Source organism: Nonomuraea sp. bgisy101 (genome assembly GCF_057708945.1).
In genome coordinates, this window is sequence record NZ_JBYITD010000008.1 from 297,996 (window position 1) to 323,595 (window position 25,600).

Below are 25,600 nucleotides of genomic sequence, written 5' to 3' on the forward strand. Positions count from 1 at the left end.
CCTACGGTGCCCATTTGTGTTCGCTCTGTAACATCGCGAACCCGGGGGCGCGGGATGGCCCGTGCACCGGTCATGATGGATGCATGGCGGAGGCGATCTACGTCGGCGGGTTGTTGGTGGCGACGCCACTGCTCGACGATCCCAACTTCCGGCGGAGCGTGGTGCTGATCCTCGAACACGACGTCGACGGTGGCACCCTCGGCGTCGTGCTGAACCGGCCGAGCGAGATCGCCGTCACCCAGGTGCTTCCGGTGTGGGACACACTCGTGAGCGGGCCCGCCGTCCTGTTCGAGGGCGGTCCCGTGCAGACCGACAGCGCGCTGGCGCTGGCCGCGGTGCCCAGCGGGGAGGAGCCGCTGGGCTGGCGGCGGCTGCACGCGGGCACGCCGTCGGTGGCCAGGCTCGGCACCGTCGACCTGGACGCGCCGCCGGAGATCCTGGCGGGGGAGATCGCCCAGATGCGGATCTTCGCCGGTTACGCGGGGTGGACGTCGGGCCAGCTGGAGAGCGAGATCGCCGAAGGGGCGTGGTACGTCGTCGACTCGGAGGTGGGCGACACCTTCGACGCCGATCCCGGTCGCCTGTGGCGTGCGGTGTTGCGCAGGCAGCGGGGTGAGCTGGCCTTCGTCGCCACCCACCCCGACGATCCGACGATGAACTAGCCGGCCAGATCCCACCCGGGCAGGAAGCTGCGCTCGGAGAGGGCGAGGCAGGCCTCCACGCGCCCCAGCATCTCCTGCGTGTTGGTCACCTTCGGCCGCGGGCACTCGAAGCCGACGCGGATCGTCGCCATCGCGTAGGCGACGACGAGGTGGGGGAGCTGGTCGGTCTCGGCGTCGAGGCCCTGGCGCCGGGCGATCTCGACGGCCAGGCGCCGCTCGGTCTCGACCCCGCGCGCCACGCTCCTGCCCGCCAAGGCGGGATTGCTCTCGAGAAGCTGCTGCATCTTGAGGAATCTCTCGTTCTCCTCGGGCGTTGCCTCCCTGAACACTTGCATCATGGTTCGCAGGGCACGCAGGAGTGCGGTGTAGGGCGGCTCGTCGTCAGGGCACTCCTCGAGGGCCTCGGTGAGAAGCTCCTCACTGTTGTCGTGGAACCACAGCACGACGTGTTCCTTGCTGGTGAAGTAGCGGAAGAACGTCCGGGCGGAGACTTCTACCGACCCCGCGATCTGCTCGACCGTGGTCGTCTCGTATCCTTGTTCGAGGAACAGGTCGAGCGCCGCGTCGAGAATCGCCAGACGCGTCTTCTCTTTTTTACGCTCCCGTAGCCCCATGGCCACCTCCCTGTCACAGTGTGCCATATGTCGGAAGATGGCAAACAAACCCATTTGTCATCTGTCAGTCTGTGCCATAAATTACTCAGGCTACCGAATCGTCAGTACTTAGGGGGACTCCCATGGCTCAAGCCAAGACCGTGGCGGCGCCATCGCCGTCTGCCGATGAAGGGGATGCGAAGGGCAGTCCATGGTTGACGCTCCTGGCGGTCTCGCTTGGTGTGATCATGGTCATGCTCGACGGCACCGTGGTGGGCATCGCCAACCCGGTCATCGGCAGGGAGCTGCAGGCATCTCTATCCGACCTCCAGTGGGTGACGAGCGGTTACCTTCTGGCCCTGGCGGTCTTCCTGATCACCGCGGGCAAGCTGGGTGACCTGTTCGGCCACAAGCGGATCTTCCTGATCGGTGTCGCGGGCTTCACCGTGACGTCGCTGGCGATCGGCTTCACCGGTTCCATCACCGCGCTGATCTTCTTCCGTGTGCTCCAGGGCCTCTTCGGCGCGCTGCTGCAGCCCGCCGCCCTCGCCCTGCTCCGCAACGCCTTCCCCGGCCCCAAGCTCAACCAGGCGATGGGGGCGTGGGGTGCCATCATCGGCCTGTCCAGCGCCGCTGGGCCGATCGTGGGCGGCCTGCTGGTGGAGAACGTGAGCTGGCAGTCGGTCTTCTTCATCAACGGCCCTGTCGGCGTCGCCGCCCTGATCATGGGTGTCGTGATCATCAAGGAGAGCAAGTCCCGGCTGCTGTCGAGGGTCGACTGGCTGGGCGTGGTGCTGCTGTCCGGCGCGATGTTCTCGCTGATCTGGTCGATCATCAAGGCCCCCGAGTGGGGATGGGGCGACGCCAAGACCATCGGCTTCCTGATCGGTTTCGCGGTGCTGACGGCGGTGTTCATCTTCTGGCAGACCGCGGCGCGCACCCCGCTGGTGCCGCTGTCGATCTTCAAGAACCCCTCGGTCTCCATCGGCACGGGCCTGATGATGATGGTGGCCTTCGCGATGTTCGGCGCGATGTTCTTCCTGGGCTTCTTCTTCCAGGGCGTGCACGGCCTGACCCCGCTGGAGGCGGGCCTGCGCATGCTGCCGATGAGCGCCGGGATGATCATCGCCTCGCCGCTGGCGGGCATGGCGATCGGCAAGCTCGGCCCGAAGATCACGATGGCGTCCGGTCTGCTGATCACCGCCCTGGCGATGTTCCTCATGTCCCGCCTGGGCGTCGAGGCCACCTTCGTCGAGAGCGGCATCCCGTTCCTGGTGCTGGCCTTCGGCCTCTCGCCGGTCTTCGTCGGCGCCACCGAGATCATCGTGGGCAACGTCGACCCGCAGTACGCGGGTGTGGCGGGCGGCGTGCAGCAGTCGGCCATGCAGGTCGGCGGCGCGCTCGGCACCGCCATCCTCGGCGCGGTCATGGCCGGCGAGATCGCCGACAAGCTGCCCGGCCACCTCGGCCCCGCCGCGCAGGCGATCAAGCCGGAGCAGATGCACCTGCTGGAGAAGGCGGCGGCCTTCGGCACGGCCCCCACCCAGGGCCTGCCCGCCGAGGTCGCCCAACTGGTCACGACGGCGGTGCACAACTCGTTCATGGACGGCATGCACCTGGCGTTCCTGGTGAGCACCGGCGTCGCGATCCTCACCGCGGTCCTGGCGCTGTTCGTCAAGCGCGGCAGCGCGCCGACCGAGGGCGCTCCCGTCCACGTCGGCTGAGATCGCGCCTCCCGTACGGCTCCCGCCACCCTCGGCGGGAGCCGTCTCCTTTTCATGGACGGGCTCCGGATCGGCATAGACTCGATGGCGTGAGCACGAAGATCCTTCCCGAGCAGGAAACGACGCCGCGGCTGTCGCACGGCGACGGCGACCACGAGCGGTTCGCCCACTATGCCGACAAGCACAAGATCACCGAGAGTATGGTGACCGGCACGCCGATCCGCGCTCTGTGCGGCAAGGTCTGGGTACCCAGTCGCGACCCCAAGAAGTACCCGGTATGCCCCGAATGCAAGGAAATCTATGAGGGCCTGCCCAAGGGTGGCGGCGACGGAGACGACAACAAGCAGTAACACTCAGTGAGTGTCGATCACGGGTGATCGCCCCACGGTGGAGCTAAGGTCGCGATATTGACCAGCTCATGCCGTATCGGGGGATCGCATGGCTCGGCGCGCGTCTGCCGCTGCTCTGATGTGCCTGCTCGCAATGATCGGGCACATTGTCGTACCACCCGCGGACGCGTCCGCGGCCACATCTGAGGGCTGCTGGCCCGCCGTGCCGGACGGGCACGGCCGGGCCGAGCCTGGCCATGCGTCCGTCGCCGGTGTGCTCGGCGACCTCGGCCAGCGGCTGCACAGGCTGCAGGCCGCCCCTCCCGCCGTCGTCACCGTGCCGACGTGGGTCCACGTGCTGACCGACGGCCAGTTGCGGCCGACCGACGAGGCGGTCCGTGCCCAGGTGGCCGTCATCAACGCGGCCTACGCAGGCCAGTACGGCGGCGTCGACACCGGCATGCGCTTCCGCCTCGACGGCGTGACGGTGACCAACAGGCCGCAGTGGTTCGCCAACCCGCTGGCCAACGACACCGCGATGAAGACGCGGCTGCGCCAGGGCGGGTCCGACACGCTCAACCTGTACATCGGCCAGCTGACACCGCTCATGCTCGGCTACTCGACCTACGCCTTCTGGTACCAGGCCATGCCCGTCAGCGACGGCGTCGTCATCGACTGGCGCAGCCTGCCGGGCGGCACGCTCGCCAACTTCAACAGGGGCGCGACCGCCGTCCACGAGATCGGGCACTGGCTCGGGCTGTTCCACACCTTCGAGAACGGCTGCACGGGCACGGGCGACGGCGTCGACGACACCCCGTTCCAGGACCAGCCGACGGCGGGCTGCCCGGAGGGCAAGGACACCTGCGCCCAGCCCGGTCTCGACGCGATCCACAACTACATGGACTACAGCTTCGACGCGTGCATGACGGAGTTCACCCAGGGGCAGGCGGTCCGCATGCACGAGATGTGGACGGCCTACAGGGCGGTGGAGAACAGGGAGGCCGCCGCTGCGGAGGGTACCGAGCCGGCCAGGTGAGATTTCGGTGCAACTAGGATGTTGGGGTGACAGCACCGAAGACTCCCGACACTCCATACGCACCCCCTCGCATCTTCGGTCCTGAGTACCGCACGGCGACCGTCGGCATCCTGCTCTGTGTCACTCTCGTGGCCTTCGAGGGGATGTCCGTCGGCGTCGTGATGCCCGCGATCTCGCGCGAGCTCGACGCCCTCGACCTGTACGGCATGAGCTTCTCCGCCTTCCTCATCGCCGGCCTGTTCGCCAACGTCGTGGCAGGCCTGTGGTCGGACAGGAAGGGTCACGCGCTGCCGTTCGTGGCGGGCGTCGGGCTGTTCGTCGTCGGCATGGCGCTGGCCGGCGCGGCGGGCAACAAGGAGCTGTTCGTCCTGGCCAGGGTCGTGCAGGGGCTCGGTGGTGGCTCGACCATCGTCGCCATCTACGTCATGATCGCCCGCGTCTACCCGCCCGAGGCCAGGGGCAAGGTCTTCGCCGGGCTCTCGGCCGCGTGGGTGGTGCCCGCCATGGTCGGCCCGGCCGTGGCGGGGCTCGTGGCCGACTCCGTCGGCTGGCGCTGGGTGTTCTACGGCATCTGCCCGCTCGTCGTGCCGGCCCTGGTCATGCTGCTGCCCGCGCTCAGGCAGAGCTCCCACGAGGCGGCCGAGCCGGAGCCGGGGGCGGCGCTGCGGATCCTGTCGGCAGCCGCCACGGCGGCGGGCGCGGGCCTGCTGCTGTTCGGCATCGACAAGCTGCACGCGGCGCCCCTCGCCGGCGCGCTGGAGACCGTCGGGGGCCTGGTCCTGCTGGTCATCGGACTGCCCAGGCTGCTGCCCAGAGGAGCGCTCAGGCTGGCCCGAGGCCTGCCCACCACGATCATGATGCGCGGCATGTACTCCGCCGCCTTCTTCGGCGTGAACTCCTTCATCCCGCTCGTCCTCATCCAGGTCCAGCACTTCGGCACCACGCAGGCGGGCATCGCGCTCACCACCGGCGCGCTCGGCTGGTCCACCGGCTCCTACCTGCAGAGCAGGCGGGCCCACGCGCCCGAGAAGCTCCTGCGCCTCGGCGCCACCGCCGTCCTGTTCGGCGTCCTGCTCACGATGCTCACCGCGCTGCCCTCCTTCAGCGGCTGGATCGCCGTGCCCGCCTGGATCGTCGCGGGCCTGGGGATGGGCATCGCCGTCACCACGGTCAGCGTGACCATGATGAAGCAGTCGCCCGAGGCGGAGCAGGGCAAGAACTCCGCGGCGCTGCAGGTCATGGACACCCTCGGGTCCGCTCTGGCCATCGGCGTCGGCGGCGCCCTCATCAACCTGATCGGCCACGCGCCCGACCGGATCTCCGTCGGGTTCGTCGTGATCGCGCTTCTCATGGGCGCCGTCGCGCTGACGGCCGTGGTCGTCGCCTCCAGGATCAGGTCCTGAACTCATTTCCCCCTCGCGTCCCAGCGATCACGAATCCCCTGATGGCGGCGTGAAGGAGTGATAAGACGGCGGCATGGAGGACGATCGCCGGGTGTGGCCGCCGGGTTCGCAGGATCCGGAGGCGCCCTGGAACCCCCGGCTCAGGCGCACGGTGGAGCGGTCGGCGCCGGAGCCGTTCACCGAGCCGCTGCCGCCGTCCGCCCGGTTGTACGGCGCCCCCACCGCGCCCAGGAGGGCGGGTGGCGGGTGGCGTGCCAGGGCGGGGGCCGTCCTCGCGCTGGTCGTGGCGGGCGGGATGGTGGCGGGGCTGGTCGTGGTCGTGCTGCGGCTGGCCGTACCGGAACGGGCCCAGGCGGCGCGGCTGAGCGACGCGGCGGCGGGCGTCACGATCCCGCTGCCCGAAGGGTGGCGGGAGGATCCCGTGCCGCCGGTCACCGGCTTCACCTCGGCCGCGCGTTCGGCGGGCGGGGCTCTGGTGATGGCCAGGCCGAGCGAGCCCGCCGGGAGCGCCCCTGGCGCCGCCGCCAGGGCCACCGCGGAGGCGGCCGAGCTCTACTCGCGCCTGCTGCTGCACGGCGACGAGGTGACCGTCGTCGAGGACAGATCCATCGCGATCGGCCCATACAGTGGGCACACGCGTTCGCTGCGCGCGGAGTACAAGGACGTGGTGAACCAGCCCGCGTATCTTCGAGTGATGCTTCTCACGAAGCCGGGGAGGAGTGTGGTCGTCGTCGGCCTGCTCCAACCCGACCAAACCCCCAGCAGGCAGGCGCTCGAGGCGGTCATGACGAGCGTGCGATAAGCCCAATAGCACGCAGAGGTGAGCTTGGCCAGGATCCCCATAGCACGGCACGTCTTGTCGGTGCCCCCGATTACCCTTGGGTCACTGTGAGAGAGCGAAGCACACGAGTCCCAGAGGTGATGGCGTGAGTACGTTCGCGGCATCCCACCTGTCGCCCTCCTATCCCGACCGCGCCGCATGGGGCACGGCGACCAAGCTGCGTGCCTGGCAGCAGGAGGCGTTCGACCTCTATTTCCGGCGCGAGCCACGGGATTTCATGACCGTGGCGACCCCCGGAGCCGGCAAGACCACCTACGCGCTGCGCATCGCCAGCGAGCTGATCGCCCAGGGCGTGATCAGGGCGATCACCATCGTCACGCCGACCGAGCACCTCAAGCGGCAGTGGGCCGACGCGGCGGGCAAGGTCGGCATCGCGATCGACCCCGAGTTCAAGAACAGCCAGGGCACCACCTCGCGTGACTACATCGGGGTCGCGGTCACCTACGCCCAGGTCGCCATGCACCCCGCGCTCCACAGGGCCCGCACGGAGGCCCGCAAGACGCTCGTCATCTTCGACGAGGTCCACCACGCGGGTGACGCCAAGTCCTGGGGCGACGGCATCAGGGAGGCCTTCGAGCCCGCCACCCGCCGCCTCCACCTGACGGGCACGCCGTTCCGCTCCGACGACAGCCCGATCCCCTTCGTCGAGTACGCCGACGACGCCGAGGGCTTCAAGCGCAGCGTCTCCGACTACTCCTACGGCTACGGTCCCGCGCTGGCCGACGGCGTCGTCCGGCCCGTCATCTTCCTGGCCTACTCCGGCGAGATGAAGTGGCGCACCCGCGCCGGCGACGAGATCGCCGCCACGCTCGGCACACCGCTGACCAAGGACCAGCTCTCCCAGGCGTGGCGGGCCGCGCTCGACCCCAAGGGCGACTGGATCCGCCAGGTCATGCAGGCCGCCGACCGCCGCCTCACCGAGGTACGGCGCGGCGTCCCCGACGCGGGCGGCCTGGTCATCGCCACCGACCACGAGGCGGCCCGCGCCTACGCCCGTCACCTGCGCAACATCACCGGCGAGGGCGCCACGGTCGTGCTCTCCGACGACCCGGGCGCGTCCAAGAAGATCAAGCAGTTCGCCGCCTCGCAGGACCGGTGGCTGGTGGCCGTCCGCATGGTCTCCGAGGGCGTCGACATCCCGCGCCTGTGCGTCGGCGTCTACGCCACCTCGACCTCCACCCCGCTGTTCTTCGCCCAGGCCGTCGGGCGTTTCGTGCGCGCCCGCAAGCGCGGCGAGACCGCCTCGGTCTTCCTGCCGTCCGTGCCGACCCTCATGGGGCTGGCCAACGAGATGGAGGTCGAGCGCGACCACGTCCTCAACAAGCGCCCGCCGGAGGACGGCCTCGACGACAGCCTGCTGGACGACGCCAACCGCAAGAAGGACAATCCTGACGTCCTCGGCGACGAGTTGCCGTTCGAGACGATGGAGGCCACGGCGACCTTCGACAGGGTGCTGTTCGACGGCGGTGAGTTCGGCACCGGCGCGGAGGTCGGATCGGCCGAGGAGGAGGACTTCCTCGGGCTGCCAGGACTGCTGGAGCCCGACCAGGTGGCCTCGCTGCTGCGCAAGCGGCAGGCGGACCAGCAGGCCGCCAAGCGGCGCGCGCCCAAGCCGGCCGAGCCCGTGCTGTCGCCGCACGAGCAGCTGGCCGAGCTGCGCAAGGAGCTCAACGGCCTGGTGGGCGCGTGGAACCATCGCACGGGGCAGCCGCACGGAGTGATCCACTCCGAGCTGCGCCGCGCCTGCGGGGGGCCGCCGATCGCCCAGGCGACGGGCGAGCAGGTCAAGGAGCGCATCGACAAGATCCGTCACTGGGCGACGCAACGCTCCCGATGAACGCGCGCTGAAGGGCGGCCACCGAGGATCACCTGGTGGCCGCCCTTCTTCGTGGCCTGGTCAGAGCACACCGGTCGTCCCGGAGCGGTGGGGCGATTCAGCGCCCCGATCGAAGGGACGTCACCGGCGCCTCGAAGAGGTCATTGCTCGTGTCTGGGGGCGATGTCCCTGCCGCTGCGCCCGTCGACCGTCCGGTAGTGGGCTCGCTCCGGCAGGTCGAGGGCGAGCCGGAGCGAGGCCGTGCCGCCCTCGACACGCACCGGAACCGTCCGCACGCCAACGTGGTGACCGCGCAGCGGGCCCTCGTGCACCCAGACCCGCAGCTCGCGTCCCCTGTGGCGCAGGACGACCTTGGCGGTCCTGCACTCGTCGGGCTCGGCCGACCAGAACAGCTCCAGGCTTTCGTGGCCCTTCTCCAGCCGGGCCGTCTGCGGGACGGGCGTCCGCTCCGCGCAGTCGGCGGCCGAGGGACGCGGGGGAGCGGGGACGTCGTGCGCCACGACCTGCGGGGCCTCATGGGCGGGGCGTACCGCCACCGTCGCCACCTCCATCGCGGCCAGCGTGAGCACGGCGCCGACCTTGGCTCCCATGCGGCCGCGGACGATGATCCAGAGGCACAGCGGCGACAGCACCAGCCAGGCGATGCCAAGAGCGATGGCGAGCATGAGGCGTTCCTCTACGCGTCGGGTGAGCTTGCTAGCTCTCCGTAGTAGTTCAGAAGCGGAGAGTTCTCATCGCCTTGACTATCACATATCCCGAGCGTTGCGCGCTGTCTACACGCCGTGACCTCACGCGACCATGGGAGCTCCGCTGAGGATCGCGCCCGCGTCCTTCAGCTGGCCCAACGCCGCCTGCGTGGTGTTCCTCGCCACGCCCGCCGTCAGGCCGAGCAGTACCCTGACCGCCAGCCCGTGCTCCACCGCGTCGAGCGCCGTGGCGCGCACGCAGTGGTCGGTCGCGATGCCGACGACGTCGACCGCGTGCACGCCCCGTTCGGCCAGCCACTCGGCCAGGGACACGCCCGAGCTCGACGCGCCCTCGAAACCGCTGTAGGCGGCCGCCCCCGCGCCCTTGCTGAAGACCTCCTCGACCTTCGAGGTGTCGAAGTTCGGGTGGAAGTCCGCGCCGCTGGTGCCCGCGACGCAGTGCGCCGGCCAGGTCGTGGCGTAGTTGGGATGGTCCGCGAAGTGGGCGCCAGGGTCCACGTGGTAGTCACGCGTGGCCACCACGTGGTCGTAGGGATGCGCGGCGACGTGCGCGCTGATCGCCGTCGCGACCGCCGCGCCGCCCTGCACCGGGAGGCTGCCGCCCTCGCAGAAGTCGTTCTGCACGTCCACGATGATCAATGCGGTGCTCACACCATCGAGCCTACTCACGCCGGGCGCGTCGTGCCGGGGGTGGTGGGGGTCCTGACAGGCCGCTCGCCTCAGGCGAACTCGGTCGAGATGGCCGCGTACCCCCTTCCGAGGTGGAGGGCCTCCTGCGGCAGCCGCCCGACGACCGCGCGATGCCTTTCGCGCGCCGCCTCCAGCGGCTCCCTGCCGACGAGCTCGCCGTCGCGCACCAGCTCGTGCAGCAGCGCGATCCCGCCCTCCGGGGCGACGTCCGACGTGGTGACCAGCTCAGTCTCGAAATGGCCCTGATCGTCCAGCAGACGGTAGGCGTACTTGCGCCCGCCGCGCGACGGCTTGCCCACCGAGCGCTTGGCGACCGGCTCCAGCTTGCCCGACGCGGTCTCCCTGGCCACCATCTTGTAGACCAGCGCGGCCGTCGGCACACCCGACCCCGTCACCAGCGAGGTGCCCACGCCGTACGCGTCGACGGGAGCCGCGGCGAGCGCGGCGATGGCGTACTCGTCGAGGTCGGAGGTGACCAGAATGCGCGTCTTGAACGCGCCGAGCGCGTCGAGCTGCTCGCGCACCTCCTGCGCCGCGGCGGCCAGGTCGCCGGAGTCGATGCGGACCGCGCCGAGCTCGTTGCCGGCCAGCTCCACCGCCGTCGCCACGGCCTCGGCGACGCTGTAGGTGTCGACCAGCAAGGTCGTGCTCTCGCCGAGCGAGGCGATCTGCGCCTCGAAGGCGGCCCGCTCGGTGTCGTGCAGCAGAGTGAAGGCGTGCGCGGCTGTACCGGCGGTGGGAAGGCCGTACTCGTACCCGGCCATCAGGTTCGACGTCGCGGCGAACCCGGCGATGTAGGCCGCGCGGGCGGCCGCCACCGCGGCCCGCTCATGGGTACGGCGCGAGCCCATCTCGATGAGCGGCCTCGTGCCGGCGGCGTTCGCCATGCGGGAGGCCGCCGAGGCGATCGCGCAGTCATGGTTCAGGACGGACAGGACCAGCGTCTCCAGCAGGACGGCCTCGGCGAAAGTGCCCTCCACGACGAGGATGGGCGAGGCGGGGAAGTAGAGGTCGCCTTCGCGGTAGCCGTAGATACTGCCGGAAAATCGGTAATCGGCGAGAAACGCCAGAGTCGGCTCGTCCACCACCTTGTGCTCGCGCAGGAAGGTGAGCTCATCGTCACCGAAGCGGAAGCGCTCCAGCTCGTCCAGCACTCTGCCGACGCCGGCGACCACCCCATACCGTCTTCCTCCAGGCAAATGGCGCGCGAACACTTCGAAGACCGCTCGCCGGTGCGCCGCTCCGCTGCGGAGCGCCGCCTGCAACATCGTCAGCTCATAGTGATCTGTAAGCAACGCAGTGCTCATGGTCATTCTCACGAGTTCGAGACTACGGCCCAGATAGGGCAGACTCGGGGATGTGGGTAGCACCGCTCCAATCGCCGTCGAGCGTCCTTCAACGGACGTCCGGCCCGATCTGCCGTGGGTCACGATCGTCTGGAACGACCCGGTGAACCTGATGTCGTATGTGACCTATGTGTTCCAGACCGTGTTCGGCTACTCCAAGGAGAAGGCCGAGAAGCTCATGATGGACGTTCACCACAAGGGTAAGGCCGTCGTGTCGAGCGGCACGCGTGAAGAAATGGAACGCGATGTGCAGATTCTTCACTCCTACGGCTTGTGGGCGACACTCCAGTCGGACTCGCTCTCGTGAGGTGGTGCCGGTGAGCTCGGGCTTCAAGTCCCGCCATGGCGGCGGGGTCATCGCGCAGTTCGAGGCCGCCGAGGTCTCGATCCTGCGGTCACTGGTGACGCAGGTGCTCGGCCTCGTCGCGCCGGGGGAGACCGGCGACGACCCGCTGGAGCGCGCGCTGGGCATCGGCTCGGCCGAGGCGCCCACCGACCCGGTGCTGGCCCGGCTGTTCCCCTCGGCGTACTCCGACGACGCGTCGGCGGGGGAGTTCCGCCGCTACACCGAGGCGACGCTGCGGGAGGGCAAGCGGGCCGACGCGCAGACGATGCTGGACACCGCCAAACCGGGGCGCACCGACCTCACGGCCGAGCAGGCACAGGCGTGGCTGCGCTCGCTCAACGACGTACGGCTGGCGCTGGGCACGCGGCTGGAGGTGACGGAGGAGGTGCACGAGGAGATCGCGACGATGTCGGAGGACGATCCCCGGTATCCGGCTTTCGTGACCTACGACTGGCTGACCTACCTCCAGGACACCCTCGTCCGCGCCCTCTGGTAGACCCGCCCGCCTCGGGCCCGGGTCCTGCTTCGGAGGGTCGCGCGACAGGCCCCGGGCGTCGAGTCGGTCGCGACCGCCCGGGTAATCTCTGCAGCATGCTGACGATCTCGCAGGATCTTGTCGACAAGATCATTGCGCACGCCCGTGCCGATCACCCCGACGAGGCGTGCGGGGTGATCGCGGGTCGTGGCGGCGTTCCCGAGCGGTTCGTCCCGATGGAGAACGCCGAGCGCTCGCCCACCTTCTACCGCTTCGACTCGATCGAGCAGCTGAAGGTGTGGCGCGAGATGGACGACCGCGACGAGGAGCCCGTCGTGATCTACCACTCGCACACCGCCACGGAGGCCTACCCCTCACGCACCGACGTGTCGTACGCGTCGGAACCGAACGCCCACTACGTGCTCGTCTCCACCAGAGAGGAGCTGGGTGAGCGGGCGGAGCTGCGCTCGTACCGCATCGTCGACGGGGTGATCACCGAGGAGGAGGTGACCATCACATGAGACGGCGAACCGGGGCGATTCACGCCGTGGGTACACTGCTGTCCATGACGGTCCGGCCTGTGCAGAGCTTCCTCTTCGCGCACACTCCGTCCGTTGTCGTCTACGACTGTCGCTGACCGGCAGTTCCACGGAATCCCTTATCCCGCACCGGCGTTTGCCCGGTGGACGACGACATGAACGAGGAGACTGACCCGCGATGGCCATCGAGGTTCGCATTCCGACCATCCTGCGCAACTACACCGACGGCGCCAAGGCCGTCGACGCCGAGGGCGCCACGCTCGACGAGTTGATCAGCAACCTGGAGTCCCGGCACCCGGGCATCAAGGAGCGGCTGGTCGACCAGGGCGCGCTGCGCCGCTTCGTGAACGTGTATCTCAACGACGAGGACGTCCGCTTCCTCGGCGGGCTCGGCACGCCTGTCGCCGACGGCGACACCGTGACCGTGCTGCCCGCCGTCGCCGGCGGCTCCCGCTGACCCTGGCGCCACCACGCCCACGGCCGCACCCGGCGCCAGTCGGTCCGGCCCGGCCGGTCGCCGTCCGCCTCGTCCGGTCCTGATCGGCACCAGGCGGTCGATCGGGGCCGAAACGGTCGGTCCGGCCCGGTCGGTCGCGATCCGGGCCGAAACGCTCGGTCCGGCCAGGTCGGTCGCGAGCCGGCCCTGACGGTCGCCACGGTCGCGGTCCTGGCCGGTCGGTCGCCATCCGGCCGGACCGGCAGGGCCCGGATGGCGGGGCTGAACGACGGGCCGGGTGACCGGCTTCGGTCGGCCTCCGACCCCAGCCGGTGACGAACCGACGGGGCCCGCGCAGGCGCCGGTCTGACGGCCGGTCCACGGCGCGGGCGAAGGCGCCCCTTGATGGACACAACCCAGATCCCTGTGAACGCCGAAGCGGAAGCCGTACACCATGCGCTTTGACTCCCTGATCGACTCCGTCGGTCGCACGCCGCTCGTGGGCCTGCCCAGGCTCTCGCCCTCCGACGACGTCCGGATCTGGGCCAAGCTCGAGGACCGCAACCCCACGGGATCCATCAAGGACCGTCCCGCGCTGTGGATGATCGAGCAGGCGGAGAAGGACGGCCTGCTCACGCCAGGCTGCACGATCCTGGAGCCGACCAGCGGCAACACCGGCATCTCGCTGGCCATGTCGGCCAAGCTCAAGGGCTACAGGCTGATCTGCGTCATGCCGGAGAACACCTCGGAGGAGCGCCGCCAGCTCCTGCGGATGTGGGGAGCGGAGATCATCTCCTCGCCCGCGGCGGGCGGCTCGAACGAGGCGGTCAGGCGGGCCAAGCAGCTCGCGGCCGAGAACCCGTCGTGGATCATGCTCTACCAGTACGGCAATCCGGCCAACTGGCGCTCCCACTACGAGTCGACGGGTCCCGAGATCCTCCAGGACCTGCCGACGGTGACGCACTTCGTCGCGGGGCTCGGCACGACGGGCACGCTCATGGGCGTGGGCCGCTACCTGCGTGAACACGTGCAGGACGTGCAGATCGTGGCCGCCGAGCCGCGTTACGGCGAGCTCGTGTACGGCCTGCGCAACGTCGACGAGGGCTTCATCCCCGAGCTGTACGACGAGTCGGTGCTGACCACGCGCTTCTCCGTCGGCTCCGGCGACGCGCTGCGCCGTACCAGGGAACTGCTGGCCGCCGAGGGCATCTTCGCCGGCGTCTCCACGGGGGCGGCCCTGCACGCCGCCCTGGGGATGGCGGGCAAGGCCGTGAAGGCCGGCGTGCGGGCCGACATCGTGTTCGTGGTGGCGGACGGCGGCTGGAAGTACCTGTCGACCGGCGCCTACGAGGGCACGCTCGACGAGGCGGAGACCAGGCTCGAAGGTCAGCTCTGGGCGTGAGCCCAGGGCCAGGCGCTCACCGCAGCTCGGACTCCAGCAGGCCCATCATGAGGAAGTCGTGCCGTTTGCCCCTGCTCCGGAACGCCTCCCTGCGCCTGCCTTCCTCGACGAAGCCGACCTTCTCGTAGACCCGCACGGCGGCGGTGTTGTCGGCGACCACCCAGAGCATCACGCGGTGCAGGCCGATCTCCTCGAAGGCGTACCTGCAGATCACCCTCAGGGCGTCGGTGGCGTAACCGCCGCCCCAGTGGTCGCGGTCGCCGATCGCGATGCTCTGCAGGATGGCCTCGCCGTGGACGAAGTCCGTCTCGCCGAGGGCGACGTAGCCGATCAGCTTCTGCTCGGCGAGCGTCTCGATGCCGAGCAGCATCTCCTCGAAGGTGTTGCGCGGCCTGTTCTCGCCCTTCTCCATGTTCTGCGCGAGCGAGATGGGGGGCGAGCCGTCCATCCATCGGCCGACCTCAGGGTCGTGGTACCAGCGCCACATGGCCTCGCTGTCGGCCGGCTCCAGGGCTCGCAGGCGGACGCGCTCTCCGGTCAGCATGGGACACACTTATCGAGCTTTCCGGCCGGGGTGCAATGGGTTTTCCGCTTTCGGGGGTCAGGCGAGGCGGGCTCGTCGACCGGCGGGGCGAACGGGTCGACCGGCGGGGCGATCGGGTCGAGTGTGCCGCGATGCCGCCGGCGCCCGTCAGCCTCTGACGCGGAACTCGTCCATGTCACGTGCCCTTCCTCTGGGTGGAACGGCGGTCACGCAGAGCCTCGATGCCGTCAAGCAGGCGGTTCATGCCGTGGTGGACGCTCGGGGTGAGGTCGCCGCCGTCGTCCTCGACGAGGCCGTCCTCGGCCATGAGCGACGAGAGCACGGGGAAGCGTCCGGGATCGACGTGCCGGGCCAGAACCTGGCCGTAGGCGGCCGCGGCCGCGGGGTCGAGCTCGGTGGCCGCTCTCGCCAGGCCGCGAACGGCGCCGCTGATGAACGTGGCCATGGGGATCAGTTCGGCGCGATCCAGCCCGGCGCGGGACAGCGGGCCCAGCAACGCCTCGAGCCACGCCAGTTCGTTGGGGCCGACGGGCGCGCTGTTCGTCGGCACCCGCACGAGCCAGGGGTGACGCAGATAGACCTCCCACACCGCGTCGACCCACGACTCGATCTCGGCGCGCCAGGACGGCGGCGGGGACGCGGGCGCGGGCGGGCGGCCCGTGGCCACGTCGGTCATGGCCGCGACGAGCTGGTCCTTGCCGGGGACGTGCCGGTAGAGCGCCATCGAGGTGTAGCCCAGCACGGACGCCACCCGTTGCATCGACAGCGCGTCCAGGCCCTCGGCGTCGGCGATCGTGACGGCCGCCTCCACGATCAGCCGGGCGCTGAGCCTGACGCGGCCGTCGTCCGCCCGCTCGTCGCCCGCGCGCCACAGCAGGTCGGCGACGGCGTCCAGGTCGGTCGAGCCGGTACGGCCCGCAGCGCGCATCGCTCCTCCGTTCCGTGATGTTTATGTCATATACTCGGTTTATAACATAAACGTCAGCTACGGGGGAGGTGACGTCGTGATCGCACTGGTCACCGGCGGGAACCGCGGGATCGGGCTCGAGATCGGCAGGCAGCTCGCCGGGCTCGGACACACGGTCCTGCTCACCGCCCGCTCCATGGAGGCGGCCACGGCCGCCGCGGACCGGCTGGGGCCCGGCGTCCACGCGCTACAGCTCGACGTCACCTCGCAGGCCGACGCCGAGCGGGCGGCCGCCGAGATCGCCGAGCGGTTCGGGCAGCTGGACGTCCTGATCAACAATGCCGCCATCACCTACGACACCTGGCAGCGCGCCATCGACGCGGACCTGGACATCGTCAGGGAAGCGGCCGAGACCAACCTGTACGGGCCGTGGCGGCTCACCCAGGCGCTGCTGCCGCTGTTGCGCAAGAGCAGGCACCCCAGGGTCGTCAACGTCTCCAGCGAGGCGGCGTCGCTGGCGAGCATGGGAGGCGGCACCCCGGCCTACAACACCACGAAGGTCGCGCTCAACGCGCTCACCAGGATGCTGGCCGGTGAGCTGCGCTCCGAAGGGATTCTGGTGAACGCGATCTGCCCGGGGTGGGTCGCCACCGACATGGGCGGCCCGGGCGGGCGGCCCGTCGAGGAGGGCGCGGCCGGCATCGTCTGGGCGGCCACCCTGCCCGACGGCGGTCCCACGGGCGGCTTCTTCAGGGACGGCCGGCCGCTCCCCTGGTGAGCCGCACGCCCCATGAACCAGTCTCACGCGCCGTCTCTCGCGCCGGTGCCTGCCGTTCGGGGGTGGGCCTGCCGTTCAGGGGTGGGCCTGCCGTTCAGGGGTGAAACGAGCAGGGTCGGGGTGGGCCGGCTGTTCAGGGGTGAAAACGAGCAGGGCCGCGCCCCGGGAACACCGGGAGCGCGGCCCTTCGGTCAGTCGCTCAGTTGAACAGGACGCGGAGCGAGAAGCTGGCCTCGCCGCCGCTCTGCTTGCCGCTGAGGCCCACCGCGCTGAGGACCTTGGCGTTGGCCTGGTCGTCGCCGGTGAGGTTGTTCAGGTACAGCGGCTCGATCTTGTCCACGTCCACGAACAGGGCGAAGGTCGCGCTGCCCGCGTCGGGGATCGCGGTCTTGAAGCTCTCGCTGTCGCCCAGCGAGCCGTCCTCCGACAGCAGCTTGGCGTACTCGGGCGTGGTCGCGATGGTCATCGTGCCGTCGCCGGGCACCTTGGCGAGCTGCGGGGCGGGCTGGCCCTGGTCGGTGAAGGCCTTCTCGATCTTCCCGATGACCTCCTGCGCCTTGGCGGGGTCGGTGACGATCTTCACGCCAGCCTTGGGCATCTGGCCGCTCTGACCGAGGTTGGCCAGGCCCTCGCCGTCGACCGCGAGGGTCAGATTCTTGCCGAGCAGCGTCGACAGGTCGGCGGGCAGGGCCAGGCCGTACTTCTGCTGGGCCATGTCCACGAACTGCTGGAAGCCGGCGCCCTCCTGGGAGGAGGCCATGGTCTTCTGCAGCTCGGCCCACTGCTTGGTGATCGCCTCGTCCAGGCCGGAGATCGACAGCGCGCCCACCGTGGAGACGGGCAGTGTGGAGAGGTCGGCGGCCTGCGGGTCGCCCACCGCCATGGCCTCGGCGCCGCGGACGACGCCCGCGAACTCGGCGTAGGCGGAGTCGAAGCGCAGGGCTGCGGCGAACCGGGCGTTCTTCGCCTTCTCCAGCAGCTGCTTCTCCTGCTCGTTCATCTCCCCGGCCATCTCGGCCATCTTGCCGACGCTCATCCACGTCGACAGCACGCCGGGCTCGCCGAGCGCGTCGAAGTCGGAGCTGAAGTCGGCGTTCTCCGCGAGCGTGGGCCCGGCGGCGTACTTGTCGGCCGCGGCCTGGTCGGAGGACAGGATCGCGTAGTCCTCGCGGAAGGCGATGCCGTACTTGTCGTCACCCATCAGCTTGGCGATGCCGGCCTTGGCCGCCGCCTCGTCCTTGACCTGGACGGCCACGGCGAAGCCAGGCTCCTGGCCCTTGGGCGCGGGAAGGGCGGCGACGCCGATCCTGCTGCCGAGCCACGGGTCGACGTCCTTGGCGAAGTCGATCTTCTTCAGGTCCTCGCTGTCGGCCTTGATCGCGTCGAACAGAGCCTTCCGCGGGTCGTCGCCGGTGATCCTGTCCTTGGTGACCGTGAACTTCCTGGCCAGGTTGAACAGCGCGATCTTCTGGTTGGCGGCGGGGTCGAGGTCGAGGCGCACGTACGCCATGGCGCCGCCGGGGAGCACCTCGTGCGGCTGCGTGCCGCCTCCGCCAAGGAAGGAACCGGCGGCCCAGACGCCGCCGCCTCCGACGAGGACGACCAGCAGCGCCGCGATGCCCGCGATCAGCCAGCCCCTGCCGCTCTTCTTGGCAGGCTGCTGCTGGGGGGGACCCCACCCGTCAGGGCCCTGCTGCTGCCATCCCGCAGGCTGCTGCACGGTCTGGTCACCGTAGGAATACTGCTGGTTCTGCTGCTGGTGCGGCTGCTGCTGTCCGTAGCCGGGCTGCTGCTGGCCATAGCCCTGCTGGGCGTAGTCCTGCTGGCCGTAACCTTGCTGGGCGTAGTCCTGCTGGCCGGGGTTCGACCGCCCGTAGCCCTGCTGGGCCTGGCCCTGCTGGCCGTACTGCGGCTGCTGCTGATAGGGCTGCTGGTACTGCGGCTGCTGCTGGGGAGGGTAGGGCTGCTGCGGGTACGGCTGGCCGCCCTGCGGCGTCGGCTGACCCTCGTTCCATCGGTAGGCCGTGGTCCGCTCAGGGTCCTGGCCGCCGGGGGGCGTATTCGCAGACATCACTCAACTCACAATGTGGACTTATTGACCACAGTGAAGTTAGTGCATGTGACTAGAGAGCTGGTTGCAAAGCACTGAAACCGACCAATTTGCGGTGATCTACACCCGACTGAGCTGCTTGCGGTGCGCGCTGAGGTGCACCTCGCCCGTGTCGCTGGAGGCGACCACGTCCCAGGGCACGAACGTGCATCCCGCGTAGACGACGCGGGCCAGGATCTCCGACAGCCAGCCGAGCCTGCCCTCCCTGTCGCGGGTCAGTCCGAGCATGACGGGTGCCCGCCTGGCCGAGACCAGGAGACCCATGACGGTATGGCTCTGCATGGACTCGCTCTTGTTCTTGACCACGCGGATGTCGACCACGTGGCCGACCCATATGCCCTGGGCATCCCAGACGGACTGGCCCATCAGTGCTGTCAACCCCATGATCCAACAGTCCCATCGGGTGGACGTTTCCGCAGGTAGGCGCGCTGGAGTGGGGATGTCGTAGAGTATGGAGCCACTAGAACTTAGTTCGGGAGTGGGCATGACGAAGTTCGACGAGGCGACGCAGGCGATCAGGGTGGAAGAGGGCGTCTACGACGTGTGCCTCGATCCGGGCTATTCGATCGGCGGCCCCCTCAACGGCGGCTACCTGATGGCGGTCCTCCTGCGGGCGGCCGTGGACGCCTCGCCACACGACCATCCGGTGAGCACCACCACGCAGTTCCTCCGCGCTCCGCGCCCCGGGCCCGCCAGGGTGGTGGTGGAGCAGATGAAGGCGGGCAGGACGGCGGCCTTCGCGAGGGCGAGGCTGGTCCAGGACGACGCTCCGCAACTGGAGTCGCTGATCACGACGGCCACCCTGAACGACGTCCAGCCCATATATACGGATAAATCAGCTACTGGGATGCCTGCGATGGAGGATTGCGTCAAGCTGCCCGACCCCAAGCCGGAGTCGGGCATGACGTTGAACGCGCAGATGGAGATGCGCTTCGACCCGCCCACGATCGGATGGCTGCACGGCAGGCCGACGGGACGCCCCGAGGCTCGCGCGTACTTCAGGATGGCCGAGCCGCAGGACCCCGACCCTTACGTGATCGCGCTGGCCGTGGACGCGCTGCCGCCGGTGGTGTTCTCGGCGGGACATCGGGGCTGGGCGCCGACCGTCGACCTCACCTGGCACCTGCGGGCGCTGCCGACACCGGGATGGCTCACGCTGCTCGGAAGCGGGCGGCTCGTCGCGGACGGGTGGTTCGACGAAGAGGTGGAGGTGTGGGACTCCGCGGGGCGGCTGGTGGCCCAGTCCCGCCAGCTCGCCAGAGTCGGACGCGGCTGAGCCCCGGCTCGCGGTCTCCCTCTGCCCCCTTCGGGAAACGGCGGCCGAGCCCTGGCTCGCGGTCTCCCTCGGTCCTCTCGGGGAACGCCGGGGCGGATGCGGGCCCGGGGTCGTCGAGGGGCGGCGGGGCGCGGAGGAAAACAGGAGAGGCATGGCTCTCGTGTGAGGATTCTTACGCTGTGGTGATCCCGCAGGTCGCCTACCCTCTGAAGCGTGCCGGACGCGAGCATTGGAATCTTCGACAGCGGGGTGGGCGGCCTGACCGTCGCCAGGGCGATCATCGACCAGCTTCCCCATGAGTCCATCACCTACGTGGCCGACACGGCCCGCCAGCCGTACGGGCCGAAAAAGATCGCCGAGGTCCGCGAATACGCGCTGGAGGTGATGGACCACCTCGTCGAGAACGACGTCAAGATGCTCGTCATCGCCTGCAACAGCGCCAGCGCCGCCGTGCTGCGGGACGCGCGCGAGCGGTACGACGTCCCGGTGATCGAGGTCATCCAGCCGGCGACCAGGCGCGCCGTCAGAGCCACCCGCAACGGCAAGGTCGGCGTGATCGCGACGCGCGCCACGATCGGGTCGATGGCCTACCAGGACGCCTTCGCCGCCGCCCCCGACGTCACTCTCACCGGCGTGGCCGCCCCGCGCCTGGTGGAGTACGTGGAACGCGGCGAGACGATGAGCGACGAGCTCATCGAGGTCGTCCGCGACTATCTGGCCCCCATCCAGGAAGCCGGGTGCGACACCCTCATCCTCGGCTGCACCCATTACCCGCTGCTGACCGGTGCCATCTCCTACGTCGCGGGCGACGGGGTGACACTGGTCTCCAGCGCGGAGGAGACGGCCAAGGACGTCTACCGGATCCTGCACGACCGCGGTCTCGCCAACGGTGCCACCTCCCCCCAGCACCGCTTCAGCGTGACCGGCGACTCCACTCTCTTCGCCGAACTGGGCAGGCGTTTCCTCGGGCCCGAGATCGAAGCGGTCGAGCCGGCCGCAGTTGGGGGTACCACCACCTCGAACGGGAGGTCCGCATGAAGGTGACGATCGTCGGATGCTCGGGGAGCTTTCCCGGACCCGACAGCCCCGCGTCCTGCTACTTGGTCGAGGCCGAAGGCTTCCGCATGCTGCTCGACTTCGGCAACGGCTCCCTCGGCCCGCTCCAGCGCCACATCGGTCTCTACGACGTCGACGCCATCTGCCTGTCGCACCTGCACGCCGACCACTGCCTGGACATCTGCGGCTACCACGTGGTCCGCACCTACGGGCCCGCCGCGCCGTACCCGAGGATCCCGGTCTACGCGCCGCGTGACGCGCCCCGCAGGCTGGCCGCCGCCTACGGCATGCCGGAGGAGCCGGGGCTCGAGACCGCCTTCTCGTTCGTGCCGCTGTCGCCAGGGCGGTTCGCCGTCGGCCCGTTCGAGGTGACGGCGGGCCTGGTCAACCACCCCGTCGAGGCGTACGGCTTCCGCGTCTCGCACGCGGGCAGGACGCTGGCCTACTCGGGCGACACCGGCGAGAGCGCCGAACTGGTGAAGCTCGCCGACGGCGCCGACCTCCTGCTGTGCGAGGCGTCGTTCATGGAGGGCCCCGACCTCACCCCCGACCTCCACATGACGGGACGCCAGGCGGCCGAGCACGCCGCCAAGGCGAAGGCAGGCAGGCTGGTGCTGACCCACCTGGTCCCGTGGAACGACAATGCGCGAGTCCTCGACGAGGCCTCGCGCGGCGCCTTCGGCGGGCCGATCGAGCTGGCCCGAAGCGGCGCCGTGTACGACCTGACCTGAACGGTCAGGGCCGTTCTTGAGCGGGGATAGGGTGATCTGCATGTCTCGACAGGATGGACGCGCTCCCGACCAGCTTCGCCCGGTGAAGATCACCAGAGGGTGGATCAGCCATGCAGAGGGATCGGTGCTGGTGGAGTTCGGCGGCACGCGCGTGCTCTGCGCCGCCTCCGTCCAGGACAGCGTGCCACGCTGGCGCAGGGGCAGCGGGCAGGGCTGGGTGACGGCCGAGTACGCGATGCTTCCGAGGGCGACCAACACCCGCAACGACCGCGAGTCGGTGAAGGGCAAGATCGGCGGTCGGACGCACGAGATCTCCAGGCTGATCGGCCGCTCGCTGCGCGCCTGCGTGGACTACAAGGCGCTCGGCGAGAACTCCATCGTGCTCGACTGCGACGTCCTGCAGGCCGACGGCGGCACCCGCACCGCCGCGATCACCGGCGCGTACGTCGCGCTGGCCGACGCGGTCGCGTGGATGCGCGCGCGGAAGATGTGCCCTGGCGACCCGCTGGTCGACTCCGTGGCGGCGGTGTCGGTGGGCGTCGTGAAGTCCACGCCCATGCTCGACCTCTGCTACGTCGAAGACGTCGCCGCCGAGACCGACATGAACGTCGTGATGACAGGATCAGGAGCGTTCGTCGAGGTGCAGGGCACCGCGGAAGGCGCGCCCTTCGACCGCCGCGCCCTCGACGAGCTGCTCGACCTCGCGGTCGCGGGCTGCGAGGAGCTGACGCTTCACCAGCAGGAGGCACTGGGCCGATGAGAATCGTGCTGGCGACCCGCAACGCGGGCAAGATCGTCGAGCTGCGCCGGATCCTCGGCGGATTCGAGGTCGTGGGCCTCGAGGAGTTCCCCGAGATCGGCGAGGTGGCCGAGACAGGGCTCACGTTCGCCGAGAACGCCCTGCTCAAGGCGCACGCGGTCGCCCAGGGGTCCGGCCTGCCCGCGGTGGCCGACGACTCCGGGCTGTGCGTCGACGCGCTCAACGGGATGCCGGGCGTGTTCTCCGCGCGCTGGTCCGGCAAGCACGGCGACGACGACGCCAACCTCGACCTGCTGCTCGCGCAGGTGTCCGACGTACCCGACGACCGGCGCACGAGCAGGTTCGTGTGCGCGGCCGCGCTGGCGCTGCCGTCAGGCGAGGAGCGGGTGGTCGAAGGGGAACTGCAGGGACGGCTGCTGCGGGAACGCCGGGGAACGAACGGGTTCGGCTACGACCCGATCTTCGTGCCGGACGGGGACACGAGGACCACGGCGGAGATGACCGCCGAGGAGAAGGACTCGATCAGCCACCGCGGACGCGCCTTCCGCGCCCTGGCCCCGATCGTCACCGCCACGCTCGCCTGAACCGCGCGACCTCCCCGCCCCGGCCCGCGCGCTGTGCCGGTCCGCGCGCTGTGCCGGTCTGTGCGCCGCGCCGGTCTGTGCGCCGCGCCGGTCCCAGCCTGTACGGCAAGCCGGGTCAAGGCCACCGTCGTCACCGCCGGCCGTCCGTCCATCACGCCACTCCAGCCGCGCCGCGCACCCGCCGTGACGTCGGCCCCGGTTCGTAACCGGTGCGTAAGATCTCGCGTCGCGCGGCAGGCGTAGCGTTTTCCCGTGGAGAGCTACAGGGTCGTACCCGCTTGGGCGGGGGCCGTCATCGGACTGGTCGCGGGAGCGGTGGCGCTCGGCGTCGCGTATGTGGTCGCAGCGGTGGTGGGGCCGACCTCGTTCCCGGTCGTCGCGGTGGGCGACGCGGCGGTGGACCTGGCCCCCGCGTCCGCCAAGGAATGGGCGATCGCGACGTTCGGGGAGAACGACAAGGCGGTCCTCGTGACCGGTGTGGTGGTCGTGCTCACGCTGGTCGCGGCCCTGCTGGGGGTGCTGTCGAGACGGAGCGTCGGTTTCGGGCAGGCCGGGTTCGCGGTGTTCGGGGTGGTGGGGTTGCTGGCGGCGCTCACCAGGCCGGACTCGGGAGTGGCCGACGGGTTGTCGACGGTGGTCGGAGCGCTGGCGGGGTCGTGGACGCTCACCCTCCTGTTCAGACGCGCGGTGGAGTCCCTCCCCGCCACGTCCCGCTTCCGCCTGAGTGACGGGGAAGGCGGCCCCGGTGCGCGATCAGGTATCGGGGACAGCGCCGCCGGGGTCGGTCCTTCGAGAAGCGGTGCCGGGGATCCTCGGGGTGGCCCGATGGGTTCTTCCGGGGAGGCCTTGGGCGATGCCGGGGATCCTCGGGGTGGCCCGATGGGTTCTTCCAGGGGGGCCTTGGGCGATGCCGGGGATTCCGGGGTCGGCGTGGTGGGTTCTTCGGGGGAGGCCTTGGGCGATGCGCGGGACTCTCGGGGTGATGGAGAGCGTCCGGAGGTTCGGGAGCGGGTCGCGGAGCTGGGGGCTGGGCCCCTGGAGAGGGAGCGGCCTGCCGTGATGCGGGCGGGGGCCGAGCTCTACGCCTTCGACAGGCGGCGGCTCATGATCGGTTTGGCGGGCGGGATCGCCGTCGCCGGGGCGGCCGCCGTTGCCGGGCAGGTGCTGTCGGGACGCAGGGTGGGGGACACCGCCAGGGTCGGGGTGGCGCTGCCGAAACCCGCCACTCCGGCCAAACCACTGCCTGCCGGGGCCGATCTCCGCATCGGCGGGCTGTCGCCGTTCGTCACCCCGAACAAGGACTTCTACCGGGTCGACACCGCCATCATCGTCCCGCAGGTGAACCCGAACGACTGGACGTTGCGTATCCACGGCATGGTCGACCGGCCGATCGAGCTCACCTTCGACGACCTGCTCAAGCGGCCCCTCACCGAGGCGGACATCACGCTCACCTGCGTGTCGAACGAGGTCGGCGGGCCGTACGTCGGGAACGCGCGGTGGTTGGGGGCGCGGATGGCCGACGTCCTCCGCGAGGCCGGTATCCAGAGGAACGCGGACATGCTGTTGTCCACGTCGGCCGACGGGTTCACCTGCGGCACGCCCGTGGACGTCGTGATGGACGGCAGGGACGCGCTGTTCGCCATCGCGATGAACGGCGAGGCGCTGCCCGTCGACCACGGTTTCCCCGCCCGGCAGGTGGTTCCCGGGCTTTATGGCTACGTGTCGGCCACCAAGTGGGTCGTGGACATCAAGGTGACGCGGTTCGACACGGACGAGGCCTACTGGACGCCGCGCGGGTGGGCGGCCAAGGGGCCGATCAAGACCCAGTCGCGGATCGACGTGCCCAAGGCGGGGGCGCGACTGAAGCGGGGCCGTACGACGATCGCAGGAGTGGCGTGGGCGCAGCACACCGGGGTGGAGGCGGTGGAGGTGCGGATCGACGGAGGCGCGTGGCAGCAGGCCAGACTGGCGGTGGTGCCGGGCCCGGACACCTGGCGACAGTGGGCGTTCGACTGGGACGCGACGCCGGGCGGGCACACGATCGAGGTACGGGCGACCGACGCGGCCGGCCGTACCCAGACCGAGCGGCAGACGTCCGTCGCGCCCGACGGGGCGACCGGCTGGCACACCATCTCGGTGCGCGTCGACTGAACGGGACGGCGGCGGCTCGTCTTGGGATTGTGGATGGGCGTGGCGGCTCGTCTTGGGGTGTCGGCTGACGGTGGATGGGTGGCGGCTCGTCATGGCGCGTCTACTGACGGTGGATGGGTGACGGCTCCGCGTGGGGCGTCGGCTGACGGTGGGTGGGCGGCGGCTCGTCCTGGAGGGTGGGGCTCGGCGGCTGCATCGACGCCGCCTTCCGCCACGTTCTGCCTGGTCTTGCGGGTGTGGGGAAGAGGCCGCGGCCTTGAGAGGTTCACCCGCTCGGTCGGCGGCGGGCCGGGAGCGGCATCGGGGGGCCCAGGTAAATCTTCGAACCTCGTGACTG

General features: G+C 70.0%; 27 protein-coding genes. 19 read left to right on the top strand and 8 right to left on the bottom strand.

Annotated elements, in window-relative coordinates; translation table 11 throughout:
* The first annotated feature begins 83 nt into the window (after nt 1-83).
* Entirely contained in the window at nt 84-662 is a 579-nt protein-coding gene (locus AC3EO4_RS17870) for a YqgE/AlgH family protein (RefSeq protein ID WP_379576827.1), read from the top strand.
* Here AC3EO4_RS17870 and AC3EO4_RS17875 read toward each other — a convergent pair.
* Nucleotides 659-1,276, bottom strand: a complete 618-nt coding sequence (locus tag AC3EO4_RS17875) for a TetR family transcriptional regulator (protein WP_379576829.1) — start codon at nt 1,274-1,276, stop codon at nt 659-661. The genes AC3EO4_RS17870 and AC3EO4_RS17875 overlap by 4 nt on opposite strands.
* 122 nt (nt 1,277-1,398) lie before the next feature.
* Between AC3EO4_RS17875 and AC3EO4_RS17880 the strand changes: the two genes are divergently transcribed.
* The 6 genes from AC3EO4_RS17880 to AC3EO4_RS17905 all read left to right on the top strand — a co-directional run bounded on the left by AC3EO4_RS17880 (nt 1,399) and on the right by AC3EO4_RS17905 (nt 8,425).
* Nucleotides 1,399-2,979 carry an MFS transporter gene (locus AC3EO4_RS17880; protein ID WP_379576831.1) on the top strand — a complete coding sequence of 527 codons (1,581 nt, stop codon included), beginning with the start codon at nt 1,399-1,401 and terminating at the stop codon, nt 2,977-2,979.
* 89 nt (nt 2,980-3,068) lie between these two features.
* Nucleotides 3,069-3,329: a DUF3039 domain-containing protein gene (locus AC3EO4_RS17885; RefSeq protein WP_379576833.1), complete on the top strand. Its 261-nt coding sequence runs from the start codon at nt 3,069-3,071 to the stop codon at nt 3,327-3,329.
* Nucleotides 3,330-3,462: 133 nt separating this feature from the next.
* Complete coding sequence (locus tag AC3EO4_RS17890) at nt 3,463-4,344, top strand: zinc metalloprotease (RefSeq protein ID WP_431896636.1); 882 nt, start codon at nt 3,463-3,465, stop codon at nt 4,342-4,344.
* 26 nt (nt 4,345-4,370) lie between these two features.
* Nucleotides 4,371-5,747, top strand: coding sequence for an MFS transporter (locus AC3EO4_RS17895; RefSeq protein WP_431896638.1), 1,377 nt, complete (start codon nt 4,371-4,373; stop codon nt 5,745-5,747).
* A gap of 73 nt (nt 5,748-5,820) precedes the next feature.
* The gene (locus tag AC3EO4_RS17900; RefSeq protein WP_431896640.1) at nt 5,821-6,549 is read left to right on the top strand and encodes a hypothetical protein; all 729 of its coding nucleotides are present in this window, start codon (nt 5,821-5,823) and stop codon (nt 6,547-6,549) included.
* 124 nt (nt 6,550-6,673) lie between these two features.
* On the top strand, nt 6,674-8,425 hold the full coding sequence (locus AC3EO4_RS17905) for a DEAD/DEAH box helicase (protein WP_379576841.1): 1,752 nt from the start codon (nt 6,674-6,676) through the stop codon (nt 8,423-8,425).
* A gap of 140 nt (nt 8,426-8,565) precedes the next feature.
* Here AC3EO4_RS17905 and AC3EO4_RS17910 read toward each other — a convergent pair whose 3' ends face one another.
* From AC3EO4_RS17910 to AC3EO4_RS17920, 3 genes are all read right to left on the bottom strand, one after another.
* On the bottom strand, nt 8,566-9,090 hold the full coding sequence (locus AC3EO4_RS17910; RefSeq protein ID WP_379576843.1) for a hypothetical protein: 525 nt from the start codon (nt 9,088-9,090) through the stop codon (nt 8,566-8,568).
* A gap of 123 nt (nt 9,091-9,213) precedes the next feature.
* Nucleotides 9,214-9,783, bottom strand: coding sequence for a nicotinamidase (locus AC3EO4_RS17915; protein ID WP_379576845.1), 570 nt, complete (start codon nt 9,781-9,783; stop codon nt 9,214-9,216).
* 68 nt (nt 9,784-9,851) lie between these two features.
* Nucleotides 9,852-11,135, bottom strand: coding sequence for a nicotinate phosphoribosyltransferase (locus AC3EO4_RS17920; protein ID WP_379576921.1), 1,284 nt, complete (start codon nt 11,133-11,135; stop codon nt 9,852-9,854).
* 46 nt (nt 11,136-11,181) lie between these two features.
* Here AC3EO4_RS17920 and clpS point away from each other — a divergent pair, with 46 nt between their 5' ends.
* The 5 genes from clpS (at nt 11,182) to AC3EO4_RS17945 (ending at nt 14,366) form a co-directional block, all read left to right on the top strand.
* Nucleotides 11,182-11,475 (top strand): ATP-dependent Clp protease adapter ClpS, encoded by a 294-nt coding sequence (clpS, locus tag AC3EO4_RS17925; RefSeq protein WP_358131639.1) that lies wholly within the window; start codon nt 11,182-11,184, stop codon nt 11,473-11,475.
* A 10-nt stretch (nt 11,476-11,485) separates the two neighbouring features.
* Nucleotides 11,486-12,010, top strand: a complete 525-nt coding sequence (locus AC3EO4_RS17930; RefSeq protein ID WP_379576848.1) for a DUF2017 domain-containing protein — start codon at nt 11,486-11,488, stop codon at nt 12,008-12,010.
* A 95-nt stretch (nt 12,011-12,105) separates the two neighbouring features.
* The gene (locus AC3EO4_RS17935) at nt 12,106-12,510 is read left to right on the top strand and encodes a M67 family metallopeptidase (protein ID WP_379576850.1); all 405 of its coding nucleotides are present in this window, start codon (nt 12,106-12,108) and stop codon (nt 12,508-12,510) included.
* Between the two features lie 196 nt (nt 12,511-12,706).
* Nucleotides 12,707-12,985, top strand: coding sequence for a MoaD/ThiS family protein (locus tag AC3EO4_RS17940; protein ID WP_379576852.1), 279 nt, complete (start codon nt 12,707-12,709; stop codon nt 12,983-12,985).
* 433 nt (nt 12,986-13,418) lie between these two features.
* Nucleotides 13,419-14,366 (top strand): PLP-dependent cysteine synthase family protein, encoded by a 948-nt coding sequence (locus tag AC3EO4_RS17945; RefSeq protein ID WP_379576854.1) that lies wholly within the window; start codon nt 13,419-13,421, stop codon nt 14,364-14,366.
* Nucleotides 14,367-14,382: 16 nt separating this feature from the next.
* Here AC3EO4_RS17945 and AC3EO4_RS17950 read toward each other — a convergent pair whose 3' ends face one another.
* Together AC3EO4_RS17950 and AC3EO4_RS17955 are read right to left on the bottom strand one after the other, a co-directional pair.
* Nucleotides 14,383-14,910, bottom strand: a complete 528-nt coding sequence (locus AC3EO4_RS17950) for a GNAT family N-acetyltransferase (protein WP_379576856.1) — start codon at nt 14,908-14,910, stop codon at nt 14,383-14,385.
* Between the two features lie 175 nt (nt 14,911-15,085).
* Nucleotides 15,086-15,838, bottom strand: a complete 753-nt coding sequence (locus AC3EO4_RS17955; protein WP_431896644.1) for a TetR/AcrR family transcriptional regulator — start codon at nt 15,836-15,838, stop codon at nt 15,086-15,088.
* 76 nt (nt 15,839-15,914) lie between these two features.
* Here AC3EO4_RS17955 and AC3EO4_RS17960 point away from each other — a divergent pair, with 76 nt between their 5' ends.
* Complete coding sequence (locus AC3EO4_RS17960; protein WP_379576860.1) at nt 15,915-16,595, top strand: SDR family oxidoreductase; 681 nt, start codon at nt 15,915-15,917, stop codon at nt 16,593-16,595.
* A 199-nt stretch (nt 16,596-16,794) separates the two neighbouring features.
* Here the strand turns inward: AC3EO4_RS17960 and AC3EO4_RS17965 are convergent, their stop codons facing one another.
* On the bottom strand, nt 16,795-18,666 hold the full coding sequence (locus AC3EO4_RS17965; protein WP_431896673.1) for a DUF3352 domain-containing protein: 1,872 nt from the start codon (nt 18,664-18,666) through the stop codon (nt 16,795-16,797).
* A 99-nt stretch (nt 18,667-18,765) separates the two neighbouring features.
* Nucleotides 18,766-19,089 carry a hypothetical protein gene (locus AC3EO4_RS17970; RefSeq protein ID WP_379576862.1) on the bottom strand — a complete coding sequence of 108 codons (324 nt, stop codon included), beginning with the start codon at nt 19,087-19,089 and terminating at the stop codon, nt 18,766-18,768.
* A gap of 100 nt (nt 19,090-19,189) precedes the next feature.
* Between AC3EO4_RS17970 and AC3EO4_RS17975 the strand changes: the two genes are divergently transcribed.
* The 6 genes from AC3EO4_RS17975 (at nt 19,190) to AC3EO4_RS18000 (ending at nt 25,263) form a co-directional block, all read left to right on the top strand.
* The gene (locus AC3EO4_RS17975; protein ID WP_431896646.1) at nt 19,190-19,981 is read left to right on the top strand and encodes a thioesterase family protein; all 792 of its coding nucleotides are present in this window, start codon (nt 19,190-19,192) and stop codon (nt 19,979-19,981) included.
* 213 nt (nt 19,982-20,194) lie between these two features.
* Nucleotides 20,195-21,019, top strand: a complete 825-nt coding sequence (murI, locus tag AC3EO4_RS17980) for a glutamate racemase (RefSeq protein ID WP_379576866.1) — start codon at nt 20,195-20,197, stop codon at nt 21,017-21,019.
* Complete coding sequence (locus AC3EO4_RS17985) at nt 21,016-21,768, top strand: MBL fold metallo-hydrolase (protein ID WP_379576867.1); 753 nt, start codon at nt 21,016-21,018, stop codon at nt 21,766-21,768. Before murI ends, AC3EO4_RS17985 begins: the two co-directional genes overlap by 4 nt.
* Nucleotides 21,769-21,808: 40 nt before the next feature.
* A complete protein-coding gene (rph, locus tag AC3EO4_RS17990; protein ID WP_379576869.1) occupies nt 21,809-22,528 on the top strand; it encodes a ribonuclease PH in 720 nt (239 codons plus the stop codon).
* Nucleotides 22,525-23,112, top strand: coding sequence for an XTP/dITP diphosphatase (locus tag AC3EO4_RS17995; protein ID WP_379576871.1), 588 nt, complete (start codon nt 22,525-22,527; stop codon nt 23,110-23,112). The genes rph and AC3EO4_RS17995 overlap by 4 nt, the downstream gene beginning before the upstream one ends.
* A gap of 252 nt (nt 23,113-23,364) precedes the next feature.
* On the top strand, nt 23,365-25,263 hold the full coding sequence (locus AC3EO4_RS18000) for a molybdopterin-dependent oxidoreductase (protein WP_431896648.1): 1,899 nt from the start codon (nt 23,365-23,367) through the stop codon (nt 25,261-25,263).
* Nucleotides 25,264-25,600: the final 337 nt, after the last annotated feature.